The sequence below is a fragment of the Stappia sp. BW2 genome (assembly GCF_008107695.1).
In the GTDB taxonomy this organism is placed as follows: domain Bacteria; phylum Pseudomonadota; class Alphaproteobacteria; order Rhizobiales; family Stappiaceae; genus Roseibium.
This window is the reverse complement of record NZ_VIRG01000066.1, coordinates 1,304,404-1,330,826: the sequence shown is the minus strand read 5'-3', so window position 1 is coordinate 1,330,826 and position 26,423 is coordinate 1,304,404. Positions and strand designations below refer to the sequence as shown.

The following is a 26,423-nucleotide window of genomic DNA, read 5'->3' as shown; positions in this document are numbered from 1 at the left end:
TGGCAACAGGTTTCACAAGGGGGCTCACGTTGGAGTGGCTGACTGAAGAAAAGATCCCGATCGGCAGTTGGGCGAAAGCCGGGGTCGATTGGCTTACCGACAACGCTTACTGGTTGTTCGACGGAATTTCCGCCTTCCTCTTGACGATCATCGACGGGATCCTGTGGGTGCTCCAGGCACCGCATCCTCTGGTGATGGTCGCCATTTTCGTCGCGCTGGCCTATTTCGTTCACCGCACAATATCGTTTGCAGCCCTTGTGGCGGTCGCCCTGTTGCTCATCATCAATCAGGGGTACTGGGAAGAGACCACGGAAACCCTGGCCCTGGTCATCGCCTCCACGCTTGTCTGCATGGCTATCGGTGTGCCGACCGGCGTTCTTGCAGCACATCATCCGCGCTTTTACGCGGTTCTGCGTCCCATACTCGATCTGATGCAGACGCTGCCCACCTTTGTTTACCTGATCCCTGCGCTCATTCTGTTTGGGCTCGGCATGGTGCCGGGCCTGATCGCAACGGTGATCTTTTCCATTCCCGCGCCAATCCGGCTCACGCAGCTCGGTGTGTCGTCAACGCCAACCTCGCTCCTGGAAGCCGGAAAGGCGTTCGGAGCGACGAATTCCCAGATGCTCTGGAAAATCGAGTTGCCCTACGCCATGCCGCAGATCATGGCGGGACTGACACAGACAATCATGCTGTCCCTGTCGATGGTCGTGATCGCCGCGCTTGTTGCTGCCGACGGTCTCGGGGTTCCGGTGCTGCGTGCGCTGAATACGGCAAACGTCGCGCTCGGCTTTGAGGCGGGCGTCTGCATTGTCCTGATCGCCATCGTTCTCGACCGTTTCTTCCGCACACCGTCTGGAGGCAACAAGAAATGAGCGATACAACCATGATGCCTGTCGTCTCCTTCAAGGAAGTCGACATCGTCTTCGGTGAAAAGCCCCGTTCGGCCTTGCCTTTGATTGACGCCGGCAAGACCCGACAGGAAATCCAGGCAGAGACCGGTCAGATTCTGGGTGTTGCCGGTGCCACCTTCGACATCTACGAAGGTGAAGTGATCGTGCTGATGGGCCTGTCGGGCTCGGGCAAGTCGACGCTGCTTCGTGCCGTGAACGGCCTTAACCCGGTCATCCGGGGCGAAGTGCAGGTTCATGACGGCGCACGCTACGTCAATCCCGAAACCTGCCCGGAAAACGACCTGCGCGAACTCCGCCGGCACCGGATCGGCATGGTGTTCCAGCAATTCGGTCTTCTGCCGTGGCGCACGGTGGCGGAGAATGTCGGCTTCGGCCTGGAGCTGGCCGGCATGCCAGCCAAGGAGAGGGCGGCCAAGGTCGAGGCCCAGCTCAAGCTGGTCGGCCTGAACGGCTGGGGTGAAAAGCACGTCCACGAACTTTCCGGCGGCATGCAGCAGCGTGTCGGCCTGGCCCGTGCCTTTGCGACCGATGCACCGCTTCTGCTGATGGATGAACCGTTCTCGGCTCTCGATCCGCTCATCCGCGACAAGCTTCAGGACGAGCTGCTTGATCTGCAGAAGGAACTCAACCGGACGATCATCTTCGTCAGCCACGACCTCGATGAAGCGGCCAAGATCGGTTCGCGCATCGCGATCATGGAAGGCGGGCGCGTCATCCAGCTCGGCACATCGCAGGAGATCGTCAAGTCACCGGCAACAGACTATGTTGCCGAATTCGTCAGCCACATGAACCCGCTGAACGTGCTGCGCGCACGCGACATCATGGTGCCCCCCGGCAGCTTGCCGGGCTCGCTTGCCAGCGGGCTGACCTGCGAAACCGAAGCCTCGGTCCGCGAAGTCGCAAAGCTGAAAAGATCCAGCAAGGATCCCGTTGTCGTGAAGGCAAAAGGCTCCATTGTCGGCGTCATCGGCGAGAAGGAGCTGCTGGACTGCATGGCGTAAGGCATGCGGGGCAAAACGAAGGCGGTTCAACCCGGTGGCCCTCATCCTGAGGAAGCGCGTAAGCGCTGTCTCGAAGGGTGGGCGGCTTGTTCGGTGCGTGCGGCCCATCCTTCGAGACGGACCTGAAGGCCCTCCTAAGGGAGAGGACGGATATTAGACTGCGGGCAAGCGCATTAGAAGACTGGCTGCCACGCCGCAAAACAGAACAAAAAACGGGGCCGCAGGGCCCCGTTTTTCATTGGTCAATCCGCGCCAGCCGTCCGCAGACGGTGGCTGCAGTCTGATACCTTAGAGCAGCTCGAGCTGAGCAGCCTGCTTGCCGCGGCCGCGACGATCGTCTTCTGCGACGAAGGAGATCTTCGCACCTTCGACGGGCGTTCCGATACCGGCCTGCTCGAAAGCGGTGATGTGAACGAAGACGTCCTTGGAGCCGTTTTCCGGAGTGATGAAGCCGAAGCCACGGTCATGGTTGAAGAATTTAATGGTGCCGTTCTCGCGCATGGAGAAACCTTTCCGCAGGTTGGATGCGCCATCCCGTTTCCGGCAGGCGCGGATAAACGAGAAGTCAACAAGAAACGGAAAGCTTGGAAATTCAGAGCAGCGCTTGATGGAGCCCTGCCGAAGTCAGTCTCACCGGGTCTTTCGTCAGTCCCGTACGGCACAACGCGTACCGATGGACAATAATGTAGGTCCAGCCGGGCCCTACGGCAAGCGAAAGATTTTTGCAGTTGCCAAACCGAGGCCATAAAGCCGGTAAATCGTGTTCAGATGACAAAGTGACAGCTTGTGACACCAGTCACAGAGCCCGGCCGGGGGGCGGGTTATCTTCGTTTCATGAGTTGAGGCGGACAGCAGGGCCTCAAGAGACAGGAAGGGATACCGTCATGTTCAAGAAGTTCGCAGTTACCGCCTCCGCGCTGGCTCTCGTTGCTGGCATCACTTTGACCTCTCAGGCAACACCTGCCCATGCCGCCAAGGGTTGGCAGGTTGGCGTCGGCGTCGCCAGCGGTCTCGCCGCCGGTGCAATTCTCGGCTCGGCTCTTTCCCAGCCGCGCTATGTTGCTCCGCCGCCGGCCTATTACCCGGCCCCGCCGGCCTACTATCCGGCTCCGGCCCCGGCCCCGGTCGTCTACCGTCCAGCTCCCTGGAGCCCGGCCTGGTACAACTACTGCAGCCGCAAGTACCGTTCGTTCAACCCGAACACCGGTTACTTCCTGTCCTACTCCGGGCAGTACCGCTTCTGCCAGTAAGGCAGTCTCCGCTTCGCCGGATGCAACCGGCCCGAAAAGGCCACCGGCCACTCCCTGCAAGGTTCTCCTCCCACCTTGCAGGGAGTTTTTCGTTTGGGTGCCATAAGGTCTCTCATGGCCGTCAGGCAAAGGCCCGCTGCCTAGGAGGATATGCGTTTTGCCGCGCGCATCGTGGTTTCAAGCTGATTGAGAAAGCGCGAGCGGTCGGCCTTGGTGAAGCCCGGGCCGCTTTCGCGGATCTCGCCGATTTCCCGCAGATGCGTGTTGAGATCGCGCATGGCAAGGCGGATGCCCATGGCGTCCTCGCGGAACGGCTTGCCCGTCGGGCCGATAACAAGAGCGCCGGTTTTCACGCAGCGCGCCGCGAGCGGCACATCGGCGGTCACCACCACATCGCCTGCCACGGCCCGTTCCGCGATCCAGTTGTCGGCTTCATCCGGCCCTTCGGGCACAACCACCCGTTCGATCAGATCGCCTTCGGGAAGCCGCATCCAGCTGTTCGAGACGAATTTGATCTGCACATTGTGGCGCTCCCCCACTCGCACGGCTTCGTCCTTGACCGGGCAGGCGTCTGCATCAATGTAGAGCACGGTCATGTTGTTTGCTCCTTTTTTGAGCTTTGAAGATAGGCTGCAATGCCGTCAGCTGCGCGGGCACCCGTCGCAAAACAGGCCTGCAGCAGATAACCGCCCGTCGGGGCTTCCCAGTCCAGCATTTCACCGGCTGCGAAGACGCCGGGCAGTTTCTTGAGCATCAGCCCGTCATCCAGTTCGTCCAGCGCAATGCCGCCCGCAGACGATATCGCCCGGTCGATGGAGTAGGGGGCGTTCAGGGTAACGGGAACAGACTTGATGCGCTGCGCAAGGCTTTCGGCATCCGAAGGGATGTCCCCGGTTTCGTGCAGCAACGCCAGTTCCAACGGGCTCAACCGCAGGGTCTTCTTCAGGAAGGTGGCTGCGGACTGCTTGCCGCGAGGTCTTGATAGTTTTGCCGCCAGTTCGTCCACGCTGGACTGCGGCCGCAGGTCGATCTCCAGCGACGCCGAGCCGGTCCGGTTGATGGCTTCGCGCAGTTCGGCGGAGAGGGCGTAGATGGCGCCTCCCTCAAGGCCCTGGGCAGACACGACCGCCTCTCCCGGCACCCTCTTGCCGTCATGGCAAAGGGCAATACGCTTCAGCGGCGTTCCGGCGAAGCGCTCTTTCAGAAAATCGCTCCAGCCGGTCTGAAAGCCGCAATTTGCCGGCTGAAACCGGTTGATGCGGATGCCGTGCTCTTGCAGCAGCGGCACCCATGCGGCATCGGAGCCGAGTTTCGGCCAGCTCGCGCCACCCAGTGCCAGCAGGCAGGCGCGTGCGGAAAGAGGTGGCGTGTCGCCGGTCCCGTTGGCCTTTTCCTCGGGATTTCCATTGAAGGTGAAGACCTGAAGCGGTCCATTTCCTTCGATGCCGCCCAATGCGCGCCGTGCCAGCAGGCGGACGCCGTTCCCGTCCAGCCGGCGCAGCCAGGCCCGCAGCAGGGGAGAGGCCTTCATGGATTTGGGGAACACCCGCCCACTGCTGCCGACAAAGGTTTCTTCGCCCAGCCCTTCGCACCAGTTTCTCAACGCCTCTGGCGGGAAGTCCTGGATGAGGGGCGTCAGAAAGGCTTCGGCCTGCCGGTAGCGTGCCAGAAAGGCCGTCAGATCTTCGCTATGGGTCAGGTTCAGGCCGCCGCGGCCAGCCATCAGAAATTTGCGCGCGGGTGAGGGCATGCGGTCGATCACCACAACGCTATGCCCTTTTTCGGAAAGGCGCTCCGCGGCAAAGAGGCCGGCCGGACCGGCGCCGGCAATCAGGACGTCAAACATGCGGCCTTATAGTTCAAGGCAGGGCGCGAAGACCACACCGGATTTTCGACAGGATGGGGGCCATAGTCTCGGATTACTGCAAGTATTTGTTATCAGTCTCATGAGACTATCTTCGGGCGGGCATACCTGCGGAAGTCTTTCTTGCAGGACTGCTTCTTGAGATGGGAGCCGGGAATGGAAAAAAATACGGACCTGGCAGTCGTTGCCGATCCGGATAAAGAGGTTCAGACGGGCTTTGAACGCCTGTTTGGCACCCACATGAGAATTGTTTGCTTTTCAGAGACAGAATCTGCCTTAAAGTTTCTGAAGCAAAACAATGGCGCAGCTGTCATTTTTTCCAGTTTTAATCTGCCCGGTCGTGGCGGAACAGCTTTTCTCCGGGCCGCCGAAACCGTTGCTCCTCAGGCCGCACGGGTCATGCTGACCCGGGAAACCTCGGCCGAGGCTATCAAGAAAACCCTGAACGAAGGCCATGCCTTCTTGTATCTGGAAAAGCCGTGCCGGCCGGCGGACTTGGCCAGCGCCATGGAAACGGCGCTTGCCCACCATATTCAACTCGCCAAGGACCGGGCGCTGCTGGAACGCACATTGGCCGGGTCGATCAAGCTGCTCATCGATATGCTGGCGCTGTTCCACCCGGAAGCCTTCCGCCGCACGAGCACCGTCCGCAAACAGGCATTGCGGCTGGCCAAGCGCCTGGGGATGAAAAAAACCTGGGAGCTGGAGATGTCGGTGATGTTGTCACCGCTCGGCGAGGCGTTGTTGCCGAAACAGATCATCGCCCGCTACCGCACTGCCCGCAGCCTCAGCGAGCAGGAACGCACCATTCTAGACAAATCCCCGGTTCAGACCCGGGATCTGTTGAAGAACATACCGCAGTTGGAGAAAGTATCGGAATATCTGTACCTGTCAGGCCGTGGCTTCGACGGGTCGGGTTTCCCCAAGGATGGGCCGACGGGCAAGGAAATCCCGATGATCGCCCGCATCCTGAAGCTTTTGACGGATCTCTGGTATGCCAGCCCGGAAAGCGGCCCGGACGCCGCCGCCTTCGAAGCCCTGACCATCAACAAGCGCAAATATGATCCGATGTTGCTGGAGCTGGCCAAGGACACGTTTTTGGACAACGTTCCGGAAGAACGCAAGAAGCTCATTGCTGAATGCTACATCCGCTCGCTGCGGCCAGGTGATGTGCTGATCGATGACGCGCTCACCGAAACCGGCCACGAACTGGTTCTGTCCCGCGGACATATGCTGACGCCAACCACCATCCGGCGGCTGGAGCATTTCAACCAGGCTGCAGGTGTTCGCCAGCCTATCCGCGTCGAACGTCATTTGGCCCCGGAAGAGGTTCTGAGCGACACAGCCTGAGTGGAACGGAGACGACACGGTAACACTGTTGTCTCCTGCCCGTCCTCTCCTCATTGTTCAAACCGGGAAGTGACGGGAGACGTCGCCTGGGAACCGGGCGGAAACGTCAGTCTGTCCTGGACTTGTCCAGCAACTCCGCCTCATAGGCCTTGGCAACGCGCAGGAAGCGGGCGTGGGCGTAGTTCATGGCCAGAATAAAGCCCCACCAGCCGTATTTGCGGTACTTGCGCACGAAATAGGCCTTGAAGAAGCTCACCGGAAATTCGGTAAGAAGACGGCTTTTGGGCAGCTTGCGGCCGCGGGCGCGCATGTCTTCCACCTGCATGCCCGAATAGCGATTGTATTTGCCGACCTGGAATTCCAGCGAACGGATGGACCGATGCGCCATGATGCCGGAAAGGTTCGCGATGCGCGCGCCTTCCTCTGGGCGCACCGTGTCATGCACTGTCGAGGCGGAGAACCGGCCTTTACGCCGGTCGTAGAGGCGGATCTGGTGGTAGCCGTAAGCCCAGGGGGCTGGGGTGGTTTCATGGGCATATAGATCGCGGATCATGATGCGCCAGCCGTCGGCGTCCGTGTAGCTCCCGTCTGCGAATTTGGCCTTGATTTCAGCGGCAAGGTCCGGAGTCACCTCTTCGTCGGCGTCCAGGTTGAGCAGCCAGTCGTTGCGGCACAGGTCTTCGCCAAAACGCTTCTGCGGGCCGTAGCCGGGCCAGTCGTTGTAAACGACCCGCGCCCCGAGCTTTTCGGCCACGGCGACGGTCTCGTCGCTTGAGCCGCTGTCGATGACGATGACCTCGTCCACCCAGCCGATGACACTTTCGATCGGCCGGGCGATCCGGTCGGCCTCGTCACGGGCAATGATGAAAACGGAGAGGGGCAGGCGGTCGGTCATGAACGGTCCGGCTTTGCTGTGAGCGTTTGGCCGGAAAAGCTCCGGCGCGACTATTTAGCCGTGCCGGAGCCTGAATTGAAGGCAGGAAATCAGGATTTTACGCGGGCAAACAGAGCATCGAGCCCCTGAAGCGTAATCGTGTCCCCTTTCAGCGTGCCGCTGAAGCCAGGCGCCTCGAGGTCTTCCAGCTCAAGTCCGCTCAACGTGATGGTGGCTGGATCGGTGCCCAGGTTGAAGGCGCAAAGAACGGTTTCATCCTGATGGCTGCGAGTGAAGACCAGCATGTTGTCCTGGCTGTCCAGAAACACCATGTCGCCCTTCTTCAAGGGGTCCTGCATTTGCCGCCAGGCGTAGAAGGCCCGATTGCGATTGAGGATGGAGGTTTCATCCTTGTCCTGTTCGAAGGCGGCAAGGGCCAGGTGATCCTGCGCGACCGGGAGCCAGGGTTCGGCTTCGGAGAAACCTGCGTTCCCGTTGTCCTTGACCCAGGGCATCGGCGTCCGGCAGCCGTCGCGGCCCTTGTATTCCGGCCAGAACCGGATGCCGTAAGGATCCTGCAGCTTCTCAAACGGGACATCGGCCTGAGGCAGCCCCAGTTCCTCGCCCTGGTAAAGGCAGGGCGTGCCGCGCAGGGAAGCGCAGAGCGCGGTTTCAAGCGGTGCGAACCGGGCGATGTCCAGGTCTTCCCCCCAGCGGCTGGCAACCCGCTTCACATCATGGTTCGACAGCGCCCAGGAGGCCCAGCCGGAGCCGATGCCGGCATTCATCTCTTCCACGATCTTGCGGATGTAGGGCGCCGAATGCTGAGGCGTCAGAAGATCGAAGCTGTAGGCCATGTGAATCCGCTTGCCGGCTTCCGTGTAAGAGGCCGTCAGCTCCACCGCCTGTCCATCGGCGCCGATTTCGCCGACCGATGTTGTGCCCGGATATTCGTCCAGCAGCGCCCGCAGCTTTTCCAGAAACACCAGATTTTCCGGTCGGGTCTTGTCGTACAGGTGATCCTGATAGCCGTAGGGGTTGGACGGGTCGACGGTGGACGGCATTTCAGCCGCGTCCAGCGGTGGATTGTCCCGAAGCTGCTCGTCGTGGAAATAGAAGTTCACCGTATCGAGGCGGAACCCATCAACGCCCCGGTCGAGCCAGAACCTGGCCGCGCCCAGCACCGCGTCCTGAACGTCCGGGTTATGGAAGTTCAGATCCGGTTGGCTGGTCAGGAAATTATGCATGTAATACTGGCGCCGGCGGCCGTCCCATTCCCAGGCCGGACCACCGAAGATCGACAGCCAGTTGGTCGGCACTGTGCCGTCCGGCTTGGCGTCGGCCCAGACGAACCAGTCGGCCTTGGCATTGTCCCGGGAAGCGCGGCTCTCGACAAACCAGGGGTGCTGGTCGGACGTGTGCGAAATCACCAGATCGATGATCACCTTGAGGCCGCGGGCATGGGCGGCGGCCAGCATCCGGTCGAAATCGGCCAGTGTGCCGAACATCGGGTCGACATCTTCGTAATTGGAGACATCGTAACCGAAGTCGTCCATCGGCGAAGTGAAGAAGGGTGACAGCCAGATGGCGTCGACACCCAGCGAGGCGATATAGTCCATCCGCTCACTGATGCCGTTCAGGTCGCCGATGCCATCGCCGTTGGTGTCGTTGAAGGAGCGCGGATAGATCTGATAGATCACTGCTCCGCGCCACCAATCCGGGTCTTTGATCAAGTTTGCTGTCACATCAGCCTCCAGGCCCGTTTCGGCTTCTTCGAACATTGCCGGGTGTCTCCGTTCCGCTTCTGAAGCGGTTGTATGATTTTCAAAGCGCTTTGAATGGCTATATCCAGGGCCTTCTTAGGTCAAGTAAGCAGTCATGAAAAAGTCGCGCGGCAATCGCTTTCGGTAAGCGATGTGTGAATTGCGTCGCATCTGCATGTCAGGAATCAGGAAGCACAAGCAAAAACCGGCCCTGCGAGGCAGGACCGGTGGAGCTACTGAAAAGGAACGAAAAAGGATTTTGTCCGGAACGCGTTCTTCTTATACCGCTTAAGTGACAGGCATATGACCGTCTGCCTCGCCTTCTTGGCAAAACGCAGTAAGGCAGCGCCCTGCCGGCAGCGCCGCTGGCGACCGCTTTATCTCTTTGGACTAATTCAGTTAAGTTAAAGAAATAAAAGAGGAAAAAATTTTGTTATGACGTTTAGGTCAGTTTCTTCTTGCAAAGCAACATGGAAGCTGGAACTGTCCAGGCAATCAGAAATTACGTAAGATGGAGGGGCTGAGGCCAGGGCCAGCGGTCCGGCCGAAATCCTGTTCCCTCTTGCGGGCAAAAAACCTGGAGGAAGTGTCATGACGGCAGCCATGGTGGGTTGGGCACACATGCCCTTCGGCAAGCATTCGGAAGAGACAGTTGAAAGCATGATCGTCAAGGTGGCGGTCGATGCCATCAAGGACGCCGGCATCGAGCCGGGAGATGTCGACGAGATCCTGCTCGGACATTTCAATGCCGGTTTTTCGGCGCAGGACTTCACCGCCTCTCTGGTGCTGCAGGCCGATCCGGCCTTGCGTTTCAAACCGGCAACCCGTGTCGAAAACGCCTGCGCAACCGGCTCTGCCGCCGTCCATCAGGGCGTGCGCGCCATTGCGTCGGGCGACGCCCGCTTCGTACTTGTTGTCGGTGTCGAGCAGATGACCACGACGCCCGGACCTGAAATCGGCAAGAACCTGCTGAAAGCATCCTACCTGAAGGAAGAAGGCGATATCCCGGCAGGCTTCGCCGGTGTCTTCGGCAAGATCGCAGATGCCTATTTCCAGAAGTATGGCGACCAGTCCGATGCGCTGGCCAGGATCGCGGCGAAGAACCACAAGAACGGTGTCGGCAACCCCTATGCCCAGATGCGCAAGGACCTCGGTTTCGACTTCTGTCGTGCGGAATCGGAAAAGAACCCGTTTGTCGCCGGTCCGCTGAAGCGCACCGACTGTTCTCTGGTATCCGACGGCGCCGCCGCACTGGTTCTCACCGATCCGGCAACGGCGCTCGGCATGAAAAAGGCGGTTGCCTTCCGCGGGCTTGCTCACGTTCAGGATTTCCTGCCCATGTCGAAGCGCGACATCCTGAAGTTTGAAGGATGTTCCAAGGCCTGGGGCCAGGCACTCGGCGATGCCAATCTGGCGCTGGACGATCTGTCCTTCGTTGAGACTCACGACTGCTTCACCGTTGCCGAGCTGATCGAGTATGAGGCCATGGGCCTGACCAAGGAAGGTGAGGGCGCCCGCGCCGTGCTGGAAGGCTGGACGGAAATGGGCGGCAAACTGCCGGTAAACCCGTCCGGTGGTCTGAAGGCCAAGGGCCATCCGATTGGCGCCACCGGTGTTTCCATGCACGTGCTTACCGCCATGCAGCTGACCGGCACCGCCGGTGATATTCAGGTCAAGAACGCCGAAATCGGCGGCATCTTCAACATGGGTGGCGCTGCGGTGGCGAACTTCGTGTCCGTGATGCAGGCGATGAAGTAGTGTTGTAACGAACAGGAAGTGCAATTAGCTTACGATGGACGGATCGGCCGCAGCCGATCCGTCCATTCTTGTTTTAGTCTCTATAAAAATCTCATGGCAAAAGACTTATTCAACAGTTTATTTTATGTGGCGGTATTATATTTCGCCAGTGCATTTACAATGCTGCAGGGATACCCGCCCTTTTACAAAGAATCCAATTCGATTTTCGCCCTTAATTCCCCGAATAAAGATGAATTTCTAGAGGGAATGCAATTTGTGTTGGTTGCCTCTGGAGTTGTTCTAGCCACGGTTTTTCTGAGTTGGTTTATCGGCTTAAACGTATTTCTGGCCCTCTCCGCCTGTTGCCTCTGCGGCGTCTGGTCCATTCGCTCAAAATTGAAACGGACGACTGACGGGCCTCTGCCCTGGGTCGCGGTCTACACAGCATCATCGCTGCTGTTCCCGCTGTTCGATCGCAGGCCGATGCTGCTGTTCGACATCTGGACACTGGCCGTCGCGGGCGTCTTCGGGTTTCCCCTAGTCGCGATTGCCTTCATGAAGGGGTAAGGCGGGGCGAGGGTTTTCGTGTTTCCGGACTGCCACCCCTATTCGCAGCGCAGCAAATGGCCGGGATTCGGCAAATTGGTTGTTGCGCAGCACAGTGACTGATGTGACTCTTGGCTACCCACTTACGCAGGGATGACAAAAGTGGAAATGCGTTTGCAGTGCCAACCCATGAGGATTACTGCGCCGCGCTTGCAACTGCTGAATAAAGGTCCTCATCCGTCAGTTCAGGTGGAGAGACCGGTGAACCGCCGCCTTCGCCTACATAGGTATCCGCGACACCGTAGATGAAGACCCCGCCCGCCTTGCGTGGAACGATGGCGACGCGTTCGATCAAATGGAAGTCGCCTGCTTCGCAATTGGCATAGCTTGTGTAGATCGCTTTCCCGTTCTCGTTGATCCGTTCCGAACTGGAGGAAAATCGGCCTTCTGTGCAAGCCTTCTGGCTGTCGGCGACAACAATCGCCATGAGCTCTTCTTCCGATTGATAGCTGCCCACCGGGAAGATATGCGCCACAAGCGTTCGGGCATCGTCGGCGGCAACCGCGTACAAGCCGTTGAGGTCTTCCTCGCGCTGGCCGTCCGGAATCAGCTTCAGCCCGGAAATGCCCGCACTGCCCATCAGGTTGAACAGAGCCTGGGTGGCTTCGATGGCAAGTTGCGGATCGGCAGCCGCGCTGGTGGCCGGTGTGCTCTCATTGGTCGGTGCCGAATTGCCCAGGCCGCCTTGCGGGCTGGCTGCGGCGGTTGTACCTGTGCCGGGTGCTGCGCCGTGGCGGGCAATGTTGCGTTCAACGCATTTGGCAAGGCGGGCCATCAGGCGGGAGGTTCCTGTCAGGCGGAATTGGTAATCGTAGGTACCGTCCCGTACGTACAGGGTCCGGCCGCGTCGGAACCGGGTGATGATGTAGCCGCCTTGCGGCATCTGCATGCGGGCCAGGTCCTTGGACGTCGCCTTGGCAACGCCGCTCTGCCACGCGCCCCGGTCGATGCGATACTGAAGCGGAATATCCGCACCCACCTTCATGTTCCAGTGCGGGGCTGAAAAGCCGATGGCCCAGTTGTAGGTGGTGTCGACCTGCACATAAAGCGTAATGCCGCTTCGATAGCTTGCCGATGCGACACAGGTCGTAAACGCGCCGGTCTGATCGTCTGTAAAGGCACTGCCGTTCCAGCTGCCAAGACGAAAACTGTCGACGACGGCAGCATGACCAATTCCGAGGCCGCCGAGGAGCAAAAGTCCTGCGGCAACCAATAAGTGAACAAGACGCATCATACCCCCCCAGATGCCATAGCGGCCGGTTCCAGCCATTTGGAAAGGCTAAGTGATTTCCGCTGCGGCAGCAAGAAGGGTGCTCTTCGCAAAAGGCTTCATGACTTTTCGTTTTCATTGCGGCGCCTCGCCCCGGGCAGGCAGCCGGGAATTGAAATTGGTCAAAACAGACGATTGCAAAAAACTATTCCGCTTCTGTTTCCAGCTTTGAAATCCGGTGCCCGGCGCTGGGCCGGGCGTCCGACTACATTAAACCCATCAAACTGGGACTGGAGACCCTGACGATGACAAGCCGCAGCGGCGACACTCTGAAAACACTGAAAAAGCCGGAAGACCGGCTCGATGTGTTCCCGGCCTTCATGAAGGTGGCCGGCCGGCGTGTGCTTGTTGTGGGCCACGGCGGCGAAGCTGCCGCGAAAGTCCGTCTCCTGGGCGAAACCAATGCCCGGATCGTGGTTGTTTCCAGAACCATTGAGCCGGACCTGCAGGATGCTGTCACCCGGTTCGAGGCCGAGCATCTTGCCGAAGATTTCCGGCCAGCTCATCTGAACGATGCTGCGCTGGTGTTCTCCGCCCGCGAAGACTGGGACCTCGATAAGGCGGTTGTCGATGCGGCTCGTGAAGCGGGTGTTCCGGTCAATGCCGTCGACAAGCCGGAGCTTTGCGACTTTTACACCGGTGCGCTGGTCAACCGTGCGCCGATTGCGGTGGCGATTACATCTACAGGCGTCGGTCCCGTTCTGTCGCGTCACATCCGTGCACGCATCGAAGCCATGCTGCCGCGTTCCACCGGCGAGCTGGCGCGTCTCGCCGAGAGTTTTCGCGACGCCGCCACCAAGGTGATCCGTGACGGCGGGCTGCGCCGCAGCTTCTGGGCACGCTTCTTCTCCGGTTCGGTCGCAACCAATCTTTATGCCGGCAAGACCGATGTCGCCCGCTCTGAAGCGCAGCGGTTGTTGAATTCGATGGCGGACGAGCCTGGTTTTGTCTGGCTGGTTGGTGCCGGTCCGGGCGCGGAAGACCTGTTGACCCTGCGCGCGCAGCGCCTGCTGCAGGAAGCCGACGTCATCGTTCATGACGCGCTGGTGCCGGCAAATGTCGTTGCCATGGGCCGCCGTGACGCGGAGCGCATTTCCGTCGGCAAGCGCAAGGGCGCTCATTCCGTGCCGCAGTCCGAAATCTGCGAGCTTCTCGTCGAGCTTGGCCGCAAGGGACTGAAGGTCGTTCGCCTGAAGGCAGGAGATCCGATGATCTTCGGCCGGGCGGCGGAAGAAATGGACGCGCTGCGCGAAGGGGGCGTCGGCTTTGAAATTGTTCCCGGCGTCACTGCAGCCTTCGCTGCGGCAGCTTCGGCCCAGATCCCGCTCACTTTGCGTGGGGTCGCCTCCAACCTGGTTTTCGCAACCGGCCACAATGCCAAGTCGGAAACCCTGCCGGATTGGGCGGGGCTCGCGCTCAAGGGCGCGACGGTGGCTGTCTACATGGGCCGGTCCGTGGCTGCAGCCGTTGCCGAAAAGATGATCGGCGCAGGCCTGAGACCTGAAACGCCGGTTGCCGTGATCGAGAATGCGGCACACCCGGATGAACGCCAATTTGCCGGAACCCTGTCCGAACTCGCGGTGCTGTCGAACCGCGCAGAGATCGACGGACCGGTTCTGATCGTGATCGGTGAGGCCGTGGGCCATGCCGCAATGGACAAGGCCGAACCCCTGGCGCCGCAGCTTGCCGCCCGGGTCGTTGCCGCCTGAATTTGAAGAGAGTGGACGCACATGAAAGTCATCACCGCCAACCGCCTTCTGAACGGCGATGTCGTCTGGCTCGCGGAAAACGGTTCCTGGGTCGAGCGCATTGCCCTGGCAAAGGTTTATGACGGCAAGGAAGCCGTTGCCGAAGCTCTGGCAGAAGGCCTTGAGGCCGAAAAGAACCAGAAAGTCGTCGGCGTCTACGAGATGGACGTGGCCGTTGAAGACGGCGTCATCGTTCCGGTGCGCCTGCGCGAAAAAATCCGTGCAACCGGCCCGACCACCCATCCGGAACTGGGCAAACAGGCCCAGGCCGTTTCCGCCTGAGACAGCAAACAAGGGCAGGGCAGCGCCTTTCACGGCAGCGCCCGCTGAGGAGAGATTGAGACATGTACCGTTACGACGAATTTGACGCGAGCTTCGTGAACCAGCGTACCGAGCAGTTCAAGGATCAGGTCCGCCGCCGTCTGGCCGGGGAACTTTCCGAGGACGAGTTCAAGCCGCTGCGCCTGATGAACGGTCTCTATCTGCAGCTTCATGCCTACATGCTGCGTGTTGCCATTCCCTATGGCACGCTCAACGGCCGGCAGATGCGCAAGCTTGCGCATATCGCCCGCACCTACGACCAGAGCTACGGCCACTTCACCACGCGCCAGAACATCCAGTTCAACTGGCCCAAACTGGAAGACACGCCGAAGATCCTGGAAGAACTGGCCGAAGTCGAGATGCACGCCATCCAGACGTCCGGCAACTGCATTCGCAACGTGACCGCCGACCATTTCGCCGGTGCTGCCGCCGACGAAATCGCTGACCCGCGCCCCTATGCGGAAATCCTGCGCCAGTGGTCGTCACTGCACCCGGAATTCTCGTTCCTGCCGCGCAAGTTCAAGATCGCCATCACCGGCGCACCAAACGACCGCGCCGCCGTGCAGGTGCACGACATCGGTCTGCAGCTGACCCGCAATGATGCCGGCGAGATCGGTTTCGTGGTATTCGTCGGGGGTGGTCTCGGCCGCACGCCGATGATCGGCCGCAAGGTGCGCGACTTCCTGCCCGAGGAAGATCTGCTTGCCTATTCGGAAGCGATCCTGCGCGTCTATAACCGCTATGGCCGCCGCGACAACAAGTACAAGGCCCGCATCAAGATCCTGGTTCATGAAACCGGTCTGGAAGAACTGAAAGCGGATATCGAGGCCGAGTTCGAAAAGATCCGTTTCGGCGTGCTGCGTCTGCCGGACGAGGAAGTCCGCCGTATCGAAGCCTATTTCGCACCGCCTCCGCTGGAAGTGGGCAACGCCACTTCGGATGCCGTTGAGGCCCGCAAGGCGTCGGATGCGGCCTTCGCGCAGTTCGTGGCTCATAACCTCAACCCGCACCGGGTGCCGGGCTATACCTCTGTCACCCTGTCGATGAAGCCGATCGGCGGCATTCCGGGTGATGCGTCGGACAAGCAGATGGACGTGATCGCGGACCTCGCCGAAAAATACGGTCATGACGAGATCCGTATCAGTCACGAGCAGAACGTGATCCTGCCGCATGTGAAACTGGACGACCTGCCGGCACTGTTCGACCAGCTGGTGGCAGCAGAAATCGCCGAGGGCAATTCCGGCTTGATCACCGACATCATCGCCTGCCCGGGCATGGATTACTGCGCCCTGGCGACCGCCCGCTCCATTCCGGTAGCACAGCGGATCTCTGAACGGTTCGGTGCTGCGGAACGTCAGGCGGAAATCGGTGAGCTGAAGATCAAGATCTCCGGCTGCATCAACGCCTGTGGCCATCACCACGTCGGCCACATCGGCATCCTCGGCCTGGAGAAGAAGGGCGAGGAATTCTATCAGGTGACGCTTGGCGGCTCTGCCAACGAAAACGCGTCCATTGGTGAAATCGTCGGCCGCGGCTTCTCGTCGGAAGAAGTGGTCGATGCCATCGAGAAGCTGGTCGATACCTATCTCGGCCTGCGGAACGGTAAAGAAGAGACCTTCCTGGAAGCTTATCGCCGGGTCGGGGAGGATCCCTTCAAGGAGGCTCTTTATGGCGCTGCATGAGACATTCAGCCTGGGTGTTGACCCGGAGTTGGGCTTGCAGGCGGAAGTCGCCGCCCTCAATGCCCAGTTCGAAGACGCAACTGCGGACGACGTTCTGAGAGCGGCCATCCGTCACCAGTTTGCCGGTGACATTGCCATGGTCTCCAGCTTCGGGGCCGATTCCGCTGTGCTTCTGCATATGGTCGCCCAGGTCGATCCGTCGACACCGGTGATCTTCATCGACACCGTGAAGCTGTTTCCGGCAACGCTGCTCTACCGCGACGAGCTTATCGAGAAGCTGGGCCTTACCGACGTCCGGACCCAGAAGCCGGACAAGGACGAACTGTCGAAGGTAGATCCGGCGGGCATGCTCTGGATGAGCGACACGGACGCTTGCTGCAACATTCGCAAGGTCGTGCCGCTGGCTCAGGCCCTGAACGGGTTCGAAGCCTGGATCTCCGGCCGCAAACGGTTCCAGAGCGCAAGTCGCTCCAGCCTGGAGTTCTTCGAGATCGATGAAGGCCGGGTGAAGGTCAATCCGCTCGCGGACTGGACGGCCGCGGAAGTTCTGGACTATGCCAAGACCCACGATTTGCCGCCACATCCGCTGGTCGCGCAGGGCTACCCGTCCATCGGTTGCCTGCCCTGCACCAGCAAGGTTGCCCCCGGTGAGGACCCACGGTCCGGACGGTGGCGTGGACAGGACAAGACGGAATGCGGCATTCACTGGCCGACCCATGGCAAGGAAGTTGACGGCAGTGGCATCTGACCGCAGCCGGTAAAGGATTTTGAGGACGCAAAGAATGGCAACGATTTTCAAGGACGGCGATTTCGTCGAGGAAACCTGGGTTCGGACAGACACCGAAACCGGAACTGCTGTCGAGGGCGATGCGCTTGTGCCGATGACCGTGTTTCTCGTCGATCCCAATGCGTTTCTGGCCCGTGACGGCAAGACCGCTGTCATCATTGAAGCCGGTGACGATGTCGAGCTGGTCGAAAAACACCTGGACCGGCTGGCTCTGGTTGCTGTCGACTTCCCGAGCTTTTCCGATGGCCGAGGGTTTTCCGCGGCCCGCATCCTGCGCGAGCAGATGGGGTACAAGGGCGACATCCGCGCAATCGGAAAATACATTCTCGACCAGGTGCCGCTGGCGCGCCGCTGCGGCGTGTCGACCTTCGAGATTTCCAAGCCGGAAGTCCTGAAAGCCCTGAAGGCCGGTGAATGGCCCGAAGTCACCAAATACCTGCAGCCGGTCGGCACCGTCGACGAAATCCCGGAAGGCACGCGCCCCTGGGCCCGCCGCTCCCACCGGGATCTGGCGGTCGCTGCGGAATAATCGGCACAAGCCTGCCTGGCCGTGCTGAATGCCAGGCCGTGTCGCAGGCAGAGCCTGATCTTGAAGGAACGTCTCAAGGGATCTCGCCAAACGGGATCCCTTTTTCTTTTGGGGGGGAACCTGTGCCGGCGCAGGGCGCTTTTGCACGCTCATTTGCTGTCGAAGGAAAACGAAGCACCAAGCCTTCGGGACGCACTGTCCTGGCTTGGGCGTGTCAGAAACCGGAGTGCCGTTTGTCAGTGGATTGAAACATCCGGTTACAGGCTGTGAATCGCGTTGTCACGAGACTGACTTATTATACGTCCTATGGTCTGGCGGCAAAGTCATTTGCCGGCGAACCGGTCGTCGCTCCATATGGCATGGTGACGAGACGTCGAGATGCCGGGGCCTTGCCTGTCGTTTCCCGGAATTTACTACCGCAGGCCGGTTTCGGTCCTCAGCAGGAATATCGCTCTATGGCCGTCACGCGCACGCTCGAAACGCTCTTCGACCTCAGGAAGCCCGCCGTCAAGACCAACAAGGTGCTTGTGGTCGGTGTCAGTTCGAAGCGCTCGCTCGGTCTCGCAATCGGTGAACATATGCATCAAAACGGCTGGGAGACCGTTCTGACGTCGCGCCGGCCTGAAAAGCTGGCTGCGAAAACGCCGCATCACGATATCCGTTTTCTGGACTACCCGAACTCCATCGATGCAATCGACGATCTGACCGACCTCACGGGCATGGTCTTCTGCCTTGCCAAGACCGACGTGACCGAGGCCGGGCAGGGCGGGCTTCTGGGCACAAGCGAAGAGAATTTTCTGAAGACGATCAGCACCAGTTGTTATGCCTTCATTGCCCTCGTGCGTGAGGTTCAGCGGCGTAACCCGAATCTCCGGTCTGTTGTCGCATTGACCTTTCTGGGCGGCGAGCGGGTGGTTCCGGGCTATGAGGTCCTTGGTGTCGCCAAGGCGGCGCTTGAACATTCCGTCCGGGCGCTCGCGTCGGAACTGGGGCATGAGAACGTGCGTGTGAACGGTGTTTCCGCTGGCGCGGTCCCGACGACTTCGTCGCGGGTGCTGCCCGATTTCCGTAAGGTACATGAGGTTCTGTCGCGCCAGTCGTTCCTGCGCCGGGGTGTCACCGCAGAGGAAGTTGCCGGAGCAACAGCGTATCTGCTCAGCGAAGTGTCCGGCGGCATGACGGGTGAGATCCTGCAAGTGAACGGCGGATTACGCCACACGGTCCTTTGACGGCCCTGAGCCGTTCCACGCAAAACGACCAGGCCAGACCGTCAGGGTCGGTAAAACATCCGGAACGCAAAATCAGGCGATGATTCCCGGAATGTTTTTGTTAGATCTTTAGATTAATACCGTCATTACACGGTCAATGGATCAACTGGGTCGACGACCAAAGCCTTCCAAAACAAAAACTTTTCAGAAACTGGGAACGTCCGGCAGCGAATGCCTGAACTGTTTTTATTCGCGCTGTCGGAGATGGAGACTGCTGTGGCGGCAAATTTATACAGGAAAAGCGGCATCCTTGACCGCATCTCAAGGTCTGAAGCCTGCGTGCCGCTCTTGCTGGGCCTTGTCGTTTTCCTGTTATGCCTCTTTGGTATTCTGACGCGTCCCGCCGGATTTCTCGCAGCGATCTGGCCAGCCAACGCGATCCTCCTCGGTCTGATGATACGTCTGCCGAAATCGGCCGGATGGCAGGGTTGGTTTGCCGCTGGTATCGGCTATCTGGCTGCGGATCTGGTGACCGGGTCGACGCTGGAAAAGTCGCTTCTGCTGAATGCCGCAAATATGGTCGGGGTGGCTGCCGGGTATCAGGTCTACAAGCATTTGCCTGCGGCCTCCCGCCGGCTGCAACACCCGGCTTCTCTTCTCCATCTGGCGATGGCCTCGGCAGTCGCCGCATCCGTCGCGGGGATCGTCGGCGGCATAGCGAATCCGATCCTCTTCGGCGGAAGTATCCTTCCGGGGTGGATCTACTGGTCGACCACTGAACTGGTCAATTACATTTCGGTCCTGCCTGTCGTTCTCTCCGCCCCGAAACTGGAGGGGACTCAGAGGGATATTTCCGAGCAGATCGGGCGGTTGAGTCAGGAAAAACGGGCGCCTCTGGTTTTACTTCTGGCGTCCTGTGTTGCCGGTGCGCTTGTCGGCGGTCCCGGCGCCATCGCCTTCCCGGTGCCAGCGCTTTTGTGGTGCGGCCTCGTCTATCCGGTGTTCCCGACCACCCTCCTGACACTCTTCATTGGCGTCTGGGGTGTGGTCATCCTGTCAAATGGGCTCGACGACAGATCGCTGCAGCTCGACGTGATGACGCTGGTCTCGATCCGCCTCGGCATTTCCCTTGTCGCGCTGGCCCCGATCATGCTGTCCTGTGTCACGCAAAGCCGGAATGCCCTGATGCGCCGTCTGCAATATCTTGCGACCCACGATCAGCTTACGAGCGTTCTCAACCGAAGCGCCTTTCGGGAAGAAGCCGCTCGCAGACTTGCTCCCGGGACAAGCGGCTATGCATTGTTGATGGTCGATCTCGATCACTTCAAGTCCGTCAATGACACCCATGGACATGCCGCGGGAGACACTGTGTTGGTCAAGTTTGTCCAGCGCGTGAAAAACACATTGCCGCCGGGCAGTCTTCTTGGCCGCATGGGCGGCGAGGAATTTGCCGTCCTGATCCCGGACAGCGGCATCATTGATGCCGTGGCCGAAGCGGAAAAAATCCGCCAAAGCGTCGGCAGCGAGCCGGTTCCTGCGGGAAACGGTAAGGAGGTTCAGGTTACCGCGAGCCTGGGTGTCGTTGCTCTTGAACACGAAGACGCAGCCTGTCTGGACACTCTGCTGGCCGAGGCCGACCGGCTTTGTTATCTGGCAAAGAAACGCGGCCGTAACCGCGTGGTAGCGGTTGAAGAGACGTGACGGTTCCAACCCGGCTGCGTCAGTCTTCTTTCTTTCCAGTCAGATAGCGCAACTGCGGAAAAATCTCTTCCAGCGCCGGGTCTCGTCCGGTTTCTGCATTGGCCGTATAGAACTGCCGATTGGCCTTCAGATTGGCAAAGCCGTGAATAAAGGCCCACAGCATGGTCTCCACGGATGTCCGGTGCACCGGATTTTCGCAATTGTCCGCAGTAAGTCCTTCAGACACTTCCCTTAGAACCGCATAGGCTTCCTGGCTGGCCGGCAGAAGGTCCGGATAGATGTCGATCCGGCGTTCCATGGAAAACATCAGCCGGAACAAATGCGAGTTTTCCTCCGCGAAAGCACTGTAACCGCGTGCGCTGGCAAGTATCTGCGAACGGGCGTCTTTTTGCGCATCTGCCATGTGACGACGCATAGTTTCGGCAAACTGTCGGAAGCCTGCCGTCGCGATAGCAGCTTGAAGAACGGCAAGATTGGCGAAGTGGTTTTTCGGCGCACCATGGGACACGCCAGCACGGGCGGCACAGGCCCGAAGTGACAGGGCTTCCAGACCGTCTTCGCGCAGAATGTCCAGCCCTGCCTGGATAAGGGCCTCTTTCAGGTTTCCGTGATGATAGGTCGGATCGCTCAGCCTCTTTCCTCCAAAGTAGACACTGTCAACTTTTCGGTTGACGACATCAATTTCGATATATAGACAGTGACAACATTGCTGGGGTCACAGTAAGAAGGGTTGTCTTATGTCGTCTAACTGTTATTTGCGCGCTAGCCTCCTTGCAAGTCTCGCCCTTGCCACAGCTCCCGCAAGAGGGGAGGAGCAAACGGACTGGAGCGTCTTGGTCGGCGCCGGCCCCTTCTTTGGCCCGGAGTATCTGGGGTCAAAGGATTATGGGTTCGTTCCCGGCATCATCGCGTCGGTGCAAAAAGGGCCGTATTTCGTCAAGTTCAACGGGTTGACGGCAACCGCCAACGTGCTCCCGTTCGAGAGCTTTTATGCCGGGCCTCTGATCGGTTACGGTAGCGGCCGTAAGGATGTGTCCGACAAGGTCGTCGACAAACTTCCGGATGTCGACGAGGAACTGTGGGTCGGGGGGACGGTTGGCGGTGGCTACGCCGGTCTGCTGTTGGATCGCGACTCGCTCGGGGCCAGTGTCGACATCGCCCATGACGTGATCGGCGACAGCGGCACCACGGCAACCTTCAGTCTGGGCTACGAAATCAATGCCACGCAGCGTTTAGCGTTTGGCCTCGATGTGTCGACGACCTTTGCCGACGAGGCCTATGCAGATGCCTATTATTCCGTGACCGCGAAGGGCGCGGCCGCAAGTGGCCTTAAGGAATACAAGGCCGACGCCGGCTTCCGGGATGTAAGCGTTGATGTGTCCTCAAGGTTCGCGGTTACCGAACACTGGGGCGTGGGTGGTCTCGTTGGCGGCTCGGTGCTTCTCGGCAGTATGGCCGACAGCCCGATTGTCGAAGATCGCGGCGAAGCGCTGAACGGCCATGGCGGCCTCTTTCTCTGGTACAAGTTCTGACTGCCAGTGGGCACGGCTCACCGTTTACTGACGGAAAAACTGTGCCAGCACATAAACCGGAAAGATCACCAGCGATGCCAGCGTCAGGATCATGCCGATGGCCCGACCGATGCCGAAACCGGACGTGACCAGCGTGCCGTAATGCAGAATGCGGCCGACCAGCAAGGCGCCGCCGACGGACCAGAGCAACATCCCCGGTGCTCCGGCAAGCTCCGCGGTGCCCATGGCCAGCAGGCTCATCGGCGAGGTTTCCGTAAAATTGCCGTGCGCCCGCATGCGCCTCATCAGGGTCTCATCACCTCCATCCAGAAACTGGACACCGCTTTTGGCCCGCCGGAGGCCGACGGCCACGGTCATAGGCACCTGCAGCAAGGCAAACACAGCAACAAAGAGAGCCGTCACCGGCAGAAAAGTTATCGGTTGCATAAGGGAATTCCTTCGGGAAAGTCCTGTCGAAAGACGGACGCGGGTTGCTCGCCATCAGGCGAACCCCGGCGCAAGGCCGGGGCGGCTGAGGGGCGGGGCGTCATGTGTCAACCGCCAGGCGCATTCATGCGTCGGCGGGCTCACTGTATTTGATCATCGCGATGACACCGCCGAGCGGATCAATGATCGTCGCCATGCGGCCGACGTTTGGAACGTCCATCGGTTCCATTGCCACCGTTGCACCGAGGCCGCGCGCCTTTTCGACACGCGCATCGACATTGTCGACTGTCACGTAGGGCAGCCAGCGCGGGGTGTCGGTTTCCATCGCAGGAAAGCCACCTATCATCTCCTCGTTGTTCAGGATCATCGTGTAGGGGCCGACACCCACATCCACGGTTTTCGTTCCCCAGCCGAGCAGGCCGGAATAGAAGGCCTGTGCCTTGGCGCCATCGGCGCAGTGAAGTTCCATCCAGCTGAATGCGCCATGGGTTTGCGACGGAGTGCTCATGTCTTTCGTCCTCATCGTTGAACAGGTCGCCTGGTCGAGCCAGGTGATCAGAGGACGGCGGGGAAGGGAGCGATCCGACAGGAGCTGCAAAAAAATCTTCTGGGCGGATTTGGTCTCAGGCAGCGATAGCTGGTGACGTGGTCACTTTCTGTGAAGACCGCTCATCTTCTTGAGGATGTGGGCGCGGTCGACATCGGTACCGGCAAAGTCCAGCGCGGTCCGAAAACCCGCCAGAGCTTCTTCGTACCGGCCCAGGTCTTGCAGAAACGTGGCGCGCACAACATGGAAATTCGGGTAGCGCTCCAGAGAACCCGAAAGCTTTTCCAGACTGCACAACGCCTCCTGCGGTCCTTGCAGCTTTGCCTGGACCACGGCGCGGTTGAGCGCGACAACAGGCGAAGGCCCGATATGTTGCAGTGCCCGGTAGAGCCGGTCGATCTCCGCCCAGTCGGTCAGTTCATAGGTGGCTGCCTGGGTGTGCGTCGCGGCGATGGCCGCCTCGATCTGAAAGGGCCCGGGTCGCGCCTTGCGCAGGGCAGCTTCAAGAAGAACGTTGCCCTCCGCGATCAGTGTCCGGTCCCAGAGCGAACGGTCCTGATCTTCCAGCGTAATGGCACTGCCATCCTCACTGAGCCGCGCGCTGCGGCGGGAATGCTGGATCAGGCACAGGGCAAGCAGCCCGCGCAGTTCCGGTTCTTCGGGAAAAAGTCGGACGATCAGGCGGGCAAGACGGATCGCTTCCTCGCACAGAGGTTCCCGGATCAGCTCTTCTCCCTGCGATGCGCAATAGCCTTCGTTGAAGATCAGATAGATGGCATTGGCAACGGCTGAAAGCCGTTCGGAACGGGCGGTCCTGTCCGGTTCTTCATAAGTGAGGTTCGCTGCCTGCAGCCGCTTCTTGGCCCGCGTGATGCGCTGTTCCATGGTCTTGGGCTGGACAAGGAACGCACGGGCAATTTCCTCGACCGTGAGACCGGCGACGATTTTCAGCGAAAGGGCAATCTGCTGGTCCCGGCGCAGTACCGGGTGACAGCAGGTAAACAGAAGGCGCAGAATGTCGTCCCGGTAGACAGCATGATCCAGTGACTGCGTCAGGTCATCTTCCGGATGAGGGCCCTTTGAAAGCGGGACGAGATCGTCCGGTGCCGTGAGCGTTTCCCTCTTGCGTTTGCGCAAGGCATCGACGCCGGCATTGCGTCCTGCGACGATCAGCCAGGAGACGGGATCGCCCGGCAACTGGTCGGGTGACCAGGCCTTGAGGGCTCTGAGTGAGGCCTCCTGAAACGCGTCCTCGGCAAGGTCGATGTCGCCGAAGACGCGATTGAGAGCCGCCAGCACACGCGGGCGGGCTGCCCTAAGATGCGTTGATAACCAGGCGCTCGGCATTCTTGAAATCAGCTCCCTCGAAGAACTGCACCGGGCGGATTTCAATGCGGCCATGATCGAGCGGCAGGATCTTCACCGCCTCGATTGCCTCTTCCAGTGTCGGGCAGTCGATCAGGTAAAAGCCCATGAACTGCTCTTTCGTCTCCGCAAAGGGCCCATCGGTAACAACAAAGTCGTCGTTGTTCTTGTTGATGGTGACGGATGTTCCCGTCGACATCAGTCTGGTGGCAGCGGCGAAGGACTTGTTCGTCTTGGTGTGTTCGTGAAAAGCGCCGTGTTTCTGATAGATGGTGGCAAGCTCTTCCGGTGGCAGAGCGTCGATGAAATCTTCACTGGCATAAATCAATACGGAAAACAGCATGTCGGTCCCTCCGGTTCCCTGGATTGATACCCAAGGAACGTTCAGGTGCGAGCTTAGCCGACAGCCGGACCAAAAAAAGAGAAAATTTGCCCGCCGGCCTCACCCTTGCTGTCCGGAAGGAGACCCGTTCGTTCTGGAAACGGGTGCTCCCACCCACTGCCTATGCGTTGCCGATGAGCACACCTGCGGCAAAGACCAGAGAACCGCCAAGCACAACCTGAAAGGCGGCCCGCAGGAACGGTGTTTCCATGTAGCGGTTCTGGATCCAGGCAATCGCCCACAATTCGAAGAAAACGACGACGGCCGCGACGCTTGTCGCTGTCCAGAACTGTGGAATGAGATAGGGCAGGGCGTGCCCGAGGCCGCCAAGCGCGGTCATGATGCCGGAAGCAAGACCGCGTTTGAGCGGTGATCCGCGTCCGGACAAGACGCCATCGTCATGGGCTGCTTCCGTAAAACCCATGGAAATACCCGCCCCGACGGAGGCCGACAGCCCGACGAGGAACGTCTGCCAGGTGTCCTGCGTTGCGAAGGCGGCGGCAAAGATCGGGGCCAGTGTCGACACCGACCCGTCCATCAGGCCGGCAAGGCCCGGCTGGATATAGGTCAGGATGAATTGCCGGCGTTCTGTCTGGCGCTCTTGCTCCTGTACGTCTTCGGGCGTGTATTTTTCGCCAAGGCGCTGGGCCAGGCTTTCATGCCCTTTTTCGGCCACCGCAAGGTCACCCAGAAGCTTGCGGGTTCCTGCGTCCGACGTGCGCTTGGCTGCTTCGATGTAGAAGCGGTAGGCCTGCGCTTCCATGTCCTCTGCCATCGCCCGGACCTTTTCCAGCCCAAGCGGGCGCACGAGCCAGTCGGGCTTGCGATCATAATAGCCACGCACATGCTCCCGGCGAATGAGCGGTATCGTTTCGCCAAACCGGGCCCGGTGCTGTTCGATCAGCCGTCGCCTGTGCTGGTTTTCCTCTTCCGCCATGTCATCGAAGACTTTGGCCGATTGCGGAAACTGATCGCGCAGCCCATCGGCATAAGACTTGTAGATGCGGGCGTCGTCTTCTTCGGAGGAAATCGCGAGCGCCAGGATTTCCTGTTCCGAAAGGGACGAGAAATCCCGTTTTCGCAGCGTGAAGAACCGTCTGAGCATAAAGGTTTTTCCTTAAATGCGCCGTGCTTGAGATATTTCAACTCAAGCTCCTGCGAGGGAGAATGGCAAGACCTGAAAGTCAAGAATGCAGGTTCCGACAGGCGCCATGATGACGCATGTACCCCGCATCGGTTGTATCCGCCAGGGGGCTGCTCTTGCTAATCAGGGCAGGAAGCACGCTGTTTGCCAACGTAGTCGACAAAGGCACGCAACGGGCTTGGCATGAACCGGCTTGAAAATAGAGGCGCGGACCATCGAACTCCACCCACCAGTCAGTCAGCACCGGCATCAGGGTTCCGGATTCGAAATGCGGCTCCAGCCAGTTTCGGAACGTATGTACGAATCCATGACCGGCCTGTGCCAGCCCGATCGCGGCGGCCGCGCTCGACGTCGAGATGATGAGCCTTGCCGCCAGCCTCAAGCTGGACGACGATGTCATGAAGCGGTTGAACGCCATTGCA

At 59.8% G+C, this 26,423-nt stretch carries 27 protein-coding genes; 14 read left to right on the top strand and 13 right to left on the bottom strand.

All coding sequences use genetic code 11. The features are described 5' to 3' along the window. Positions 1-29: 29 nt before the first annotated feature. The gene (choW, locus tag FMN63_RS17565) at positions 30-875 is read left to right on the top strand and encodes a choline ABC transporter permease subunit (protein ID WP_148585392.1); all 846 of its coding nucleotides are present in this window, start codon (positions 30-32) and stop codon (positions 873-875) included. A gap of 11 nt (positions 876-886) precedes the next feature. Further along, entirely contained in the window at positions 887-1,915 is a 1,029-nt protein-coding gene (gene choV, locus FMN63_RS17560) for a choline ABC transporter ATP-binding protein (RefSeq protein ID WP_162855062.1), read from the top strand. A 288-nt stretch (positions 1,916-2,203) separates the two neighbouring features. On the opposite strand, the gene FMN63_RS17555 is transcribed toward choV, so the two are convergent. Next, complete coding sequence (locus tag FMN63_RS17555) at positions 2,204-2,416, bottom strand: cold-shock protein (protein WP_006934329.1); 213 nt, start codon at positions 2,414-2,416, stop codon at positions 2,204-2,206. 383 nt (positions 2,417-2,799) lie between these two features. Here FMN63_RS17555 and FMN63_RS17550 point away from each other — a divergent pair, with 383 nt between their 5' ends. Further along, entirely contained in the window at positions 2,800-3,165 is a 366-nt protein-coding gene (locus FMN63_RS17550) for a BA14K family protein (protein WP_148585390.1), read from the top strand. Between the two features lie 140 nt (positions 3,166-3,305). Here FMN63_RS17550 and FMN63_RS17545 read toward each other — a convergent pair whose 3' ends face one another. Continuing rightward, on the bottom strand, positions 3,306-3,761 hold the full coding sequence (locus FMN63_RS17545) for a YaiI/YqxD family protein (protein WP_148585389.1): 456 nt from the start codon (positions 3,759-3,761) through the stop codon (positions 3,306-3,308). Beyond that, positions 3,758-5,011 (bottom strand): BaiN/RdsA family NAD(P)/FAD-dependent oxidoreductase, encoded by a 1,254-nt coding sequence (locus tag FMN63_RS17540; RefSeq protein WP_148585388.1) that lies wholly within the window; start codon positions 5,009-5,011, stop codon positions 3,758-3,760. The genes FMN63_RS17545 and FMN63_RS17540 overlap by 4 nt, the downstream gene beginning before the upstream one ends. Before the next feature lie 174 nt (positions 5,012-5,185). Here FMN63_RS17540 and FMN63_RS17535 point away from each other — a divergent pair, with 174 nt between their 5' ends. Then, positions 5,186-6,379: an HD domain-containing phosphohydrolase gene (locus FMN63_RS17535; protein WP_148585387.1), complete on the top strand. Its 1,194-nt coding sequence runs from the start codon at positions 5,186-5,188 to the stop codon at positions 6,377-6,379. Between the two features lie 106 nt (positions 6,380-6,485). Here the strand turns inward: FMN63_RS17535 and FMN63_RS17530 are convergent, their stop codons facing one another. Together FMN63_RS17530 and FMN63_RS17525 are read right to left on the bottom strand one after the other, a co-directional pair. Next, complete coding sequence (locus FMN63_RS17530) at positions 6,486-7,274, bottom strand: glycosyltransferase family 2 protein (RefSeq protein ID WP_148585386.1); 789 nt, start codon at positions 7,272-7,274, stop codon at positions 6,486-6,488. Positions 7,275-7,363: 89 nt separating this feature from the next. Next, positions 7,364-9,034 (bottom strand): alpha-glucosidase family protein, encoded by a 1,671-nt coding sequence (locus FMN63_RS17525; protein WP_148585385.1) that lies wholly within the window; start codon positions 9,032-9,034, stop codon positions 7,364-7,366. A gap of 573 nt (positions 9,035-9,607) precedes the next feature. On the opposite strand from FMN63_RS17525, the gene FMN63_RS17520 reads away from it, so the two are divergent. After that, positions 9,608-10,774, top strand: a complete 1,167-nt coding sequence (locus FMN63_RS17520) for an acetyl-CoA acetyltransferase (protein ID WP_148585384.1) — start codon at positions 9,608-9,610, stop codon at positions 10,772-10,774. Between the two features lie 93 nt (positions 10,775-10,867). Then, positions 10,868-11,320: a hypothetical protein gene (locus FMN63_RS17515; protein WP_148585383.1), complete on the top strand. Its 453-nt coding sequence runs from the start codon at positions 10,868-10,870 to the stop codon at positions 11,318-11,320. Between the two features lie 175 nt (positions 11,321-11,495). Here the strand turns inward: FMN63_RS17515 and FMN63_RS17510 are convergent, their stop codons facing one another. After that, on the bottom strand, positions 11,496-12,590 hold the full coding sequence (locus tag FMN63_RS17510) for a hypothetical protein (protein ID WP_148585382.1): 1,095 nt from the start codon (positions 12,588-12,590) through the stop codon (positions 11,496-11,498). Between the two features lie 284 nt (positions 12,591-12,874). Here FMN63_RS17510 and cysG point away from each other — a divergent pair, with 284 nt between their 5' ends. The 7 genes from cysG to FMN63_RS17475 all read left to right on the top strand — a co-directional run bounded on the left by cysG (position 12,875) and on the right by FMN63_RS17475 (position 20,605). Continuing rightward, positions 12,875-14,338, top strand: a complete 1,464-nt coding sequence (cysG, locus tag FMN63_RS17505; RefSeq protein ID WP_148585381.1) for a siroheme synthase CysG — start codon at positions 12,875-12,877, stop codon at positions 14,336-14,338. A gap of 21 nt (positions 14,339-14,359) precedes the next feature. After that, positions 14,360-14,659, top strand: coding sequence for a DUF2849 domain-containing protein (locus FMN63_RS17500; protein WP_148585380.1), 300 nt, complete (start codon positions 14,360-14,362; stop codon positions 14,657-14,659). Positions 14,660-14,721: 62 nt separating this feature from the next. After that, the gene (locus FMN63_RS17495; RefSeq protein WP_148585379.1) at positions 14,722-16,380 is read left to right on the top strand and encodes a nitrite/sulfite reductase; all 1,659 of its coding nucleotides are present in this window, start codon (positions 14,722-14,724) and stop codon (positions 16,378-16,380) included. Beyond that, complete coding sequence (locus FMN63_RS17490) at positions 16,367-17,128, top strand: phosphoadenylyl-sulfate reductase (protein WP_148585378.1); 762 nt, start codon at positions 16,367-16,369, stop codon at positions 17,126-17,128. Before FMN63_RS17495 ends, FMN63_RS17490 begins: the two co-directional genes overlap by 14 nt. 34 nt (positions 17,129-17,162) lie before the next feature. Further along, positions 17,163-17,696, top strand: coding sequence for a DUF934 domain-containing protein (locus FMN63_RS17485; RefSeq protein ID WP_148585377.1), 534 nt, complete (start codon positions 17,163-17,165; stop codon positions 17,694-17,696). 266 nt (positions 17,697-17,962) lie between these two features. Beyond that, positions 17,963-18,925 (top strand): enoyl-ACP reductase FabI, encoded by a 963-nt coding sequence (locus FMN63_RS17480; RefSeq protein WP_148585376.1) that lies wholly within the window; start codon positions 17,963-17,965, stop codon positions 18,923-18,925. Between the two features lie 255 nt (positions 18,926-19,180). Beyond that, positions 19,181-20,605, top strand: coding sequence for a GGDEF domain-containing protein (locus tag FMN63_RS17475; RefSeq protein WP_162530063.1), 1,425 nt, complete (start codon positions 19,181-19,183; stop codon positions 20,603-20,605). A gap of 19 nt (positions 20,606-20,624) precedes the next feature. Here FMN63_RS17475 and FMN63_RS17470 read toward each other — a convergent pair whose 3' ends face one another. Next, positions 20,625-21,008, bottom strand: coding sequence for a TetR-like C-terminal domain-containing protein (locus FMN63_RS17470; protein ID WP_162530062.1), 384 nt, complete (start codon positions 21,006-21,008; stop codon positions 20,625-20,627). Between the two features lie 430 nt (positions 21,009-21,438). Between FMN63_RS17470 and FMN63_RS17465 the strand changes: the two genes are divergently transcribed. Continuing rightward, positions 21,439-22,137, top strand: a complete 699-nt coding sequence (locus tag FMN63_RS17465; protein ID WP_162530061.1) for a MipA/OmpV family protein — start codon at positions 21,439-21,441, stop codon at positions 22,135-22,137. A gap of 24 nt (positions 22,138-22,161) precedes the next feature. Here FMN63_RS17465 and FMN63_RS17460 read toward each other — a convergent pair whose 3' ends face one another. From FMN63_RS17460 to FMN63_RS17435, 6 genes are all read right to left on the bottom strand, one after another. After that, complete coding sequence (locus tag FMN63_RS17460; RefSeq protein WP_148585372.1) at positions 22,162-22,563, bottom strand: MAPEG family protein; 402 nt, start codon at positions 22,561-22,563, stop codon at positions 22,162-22,164. 124 nt (positions 22,564-22,687) lie between these two features. Continuing rightward, positions 22,688-23,071: a VOC family protein gene (locus FMN63_RS17455; protein WP_148585371.1), complete on the bottom strand. Its 384-nt coding sequence runs from the start codon at positions 23,069-23,071 to the stop codon at positions 22,688-22,690. Between the two features lie 141 nt (positions 23,072-23,212). Then, positions 23,213-24,457, bottom strand: coding sequence for an RNA polymerase sigma factor (locus FMN63_RS17450; RefSeq protein ID WP_148585370.1), 1,245 nt, complete (start codon positions 24,455-24,457; stop codon positions 23,213-23,215). Next, positions 24,426-24,818, bottom strand: coding sequence for a YciI family protein (locus FMN63_RS17445; protein ID WP_148585369.1), 393 nt, complete (start codon positions 24,816-24,818; stop codon positions 24,426-24,428). Before FMN63_RS17445 ends, FMN63_RS17450 begins: the two co-directional genes overlap by 32 nt. A 160-nt stretch (positions 24,819-24,978) precedes the next feature. Beyond that, entirely contained in the window at positions 24,979-25,962 is a 984-nt protein-coding gene (gene mbfA / locus FMN63_RS17440; protein WP_148585368.1) for an iron exporter MbfA, read from the bottom strand. Positions 25,963-26,041: 79 nt separating this feature from the next. After that, positions 26,042-26,419, bottom strand: coding sequence for a hypothetical protein (locus FMN63_RS17435; protein ID WP_148585367.1), 378 nt, complete (start codon positions 26,417-26,419; stop codon positions 26,042-26,044). Between the last annotated feature and the right edge of the window lie 4 nt (positions 26,420-26,423).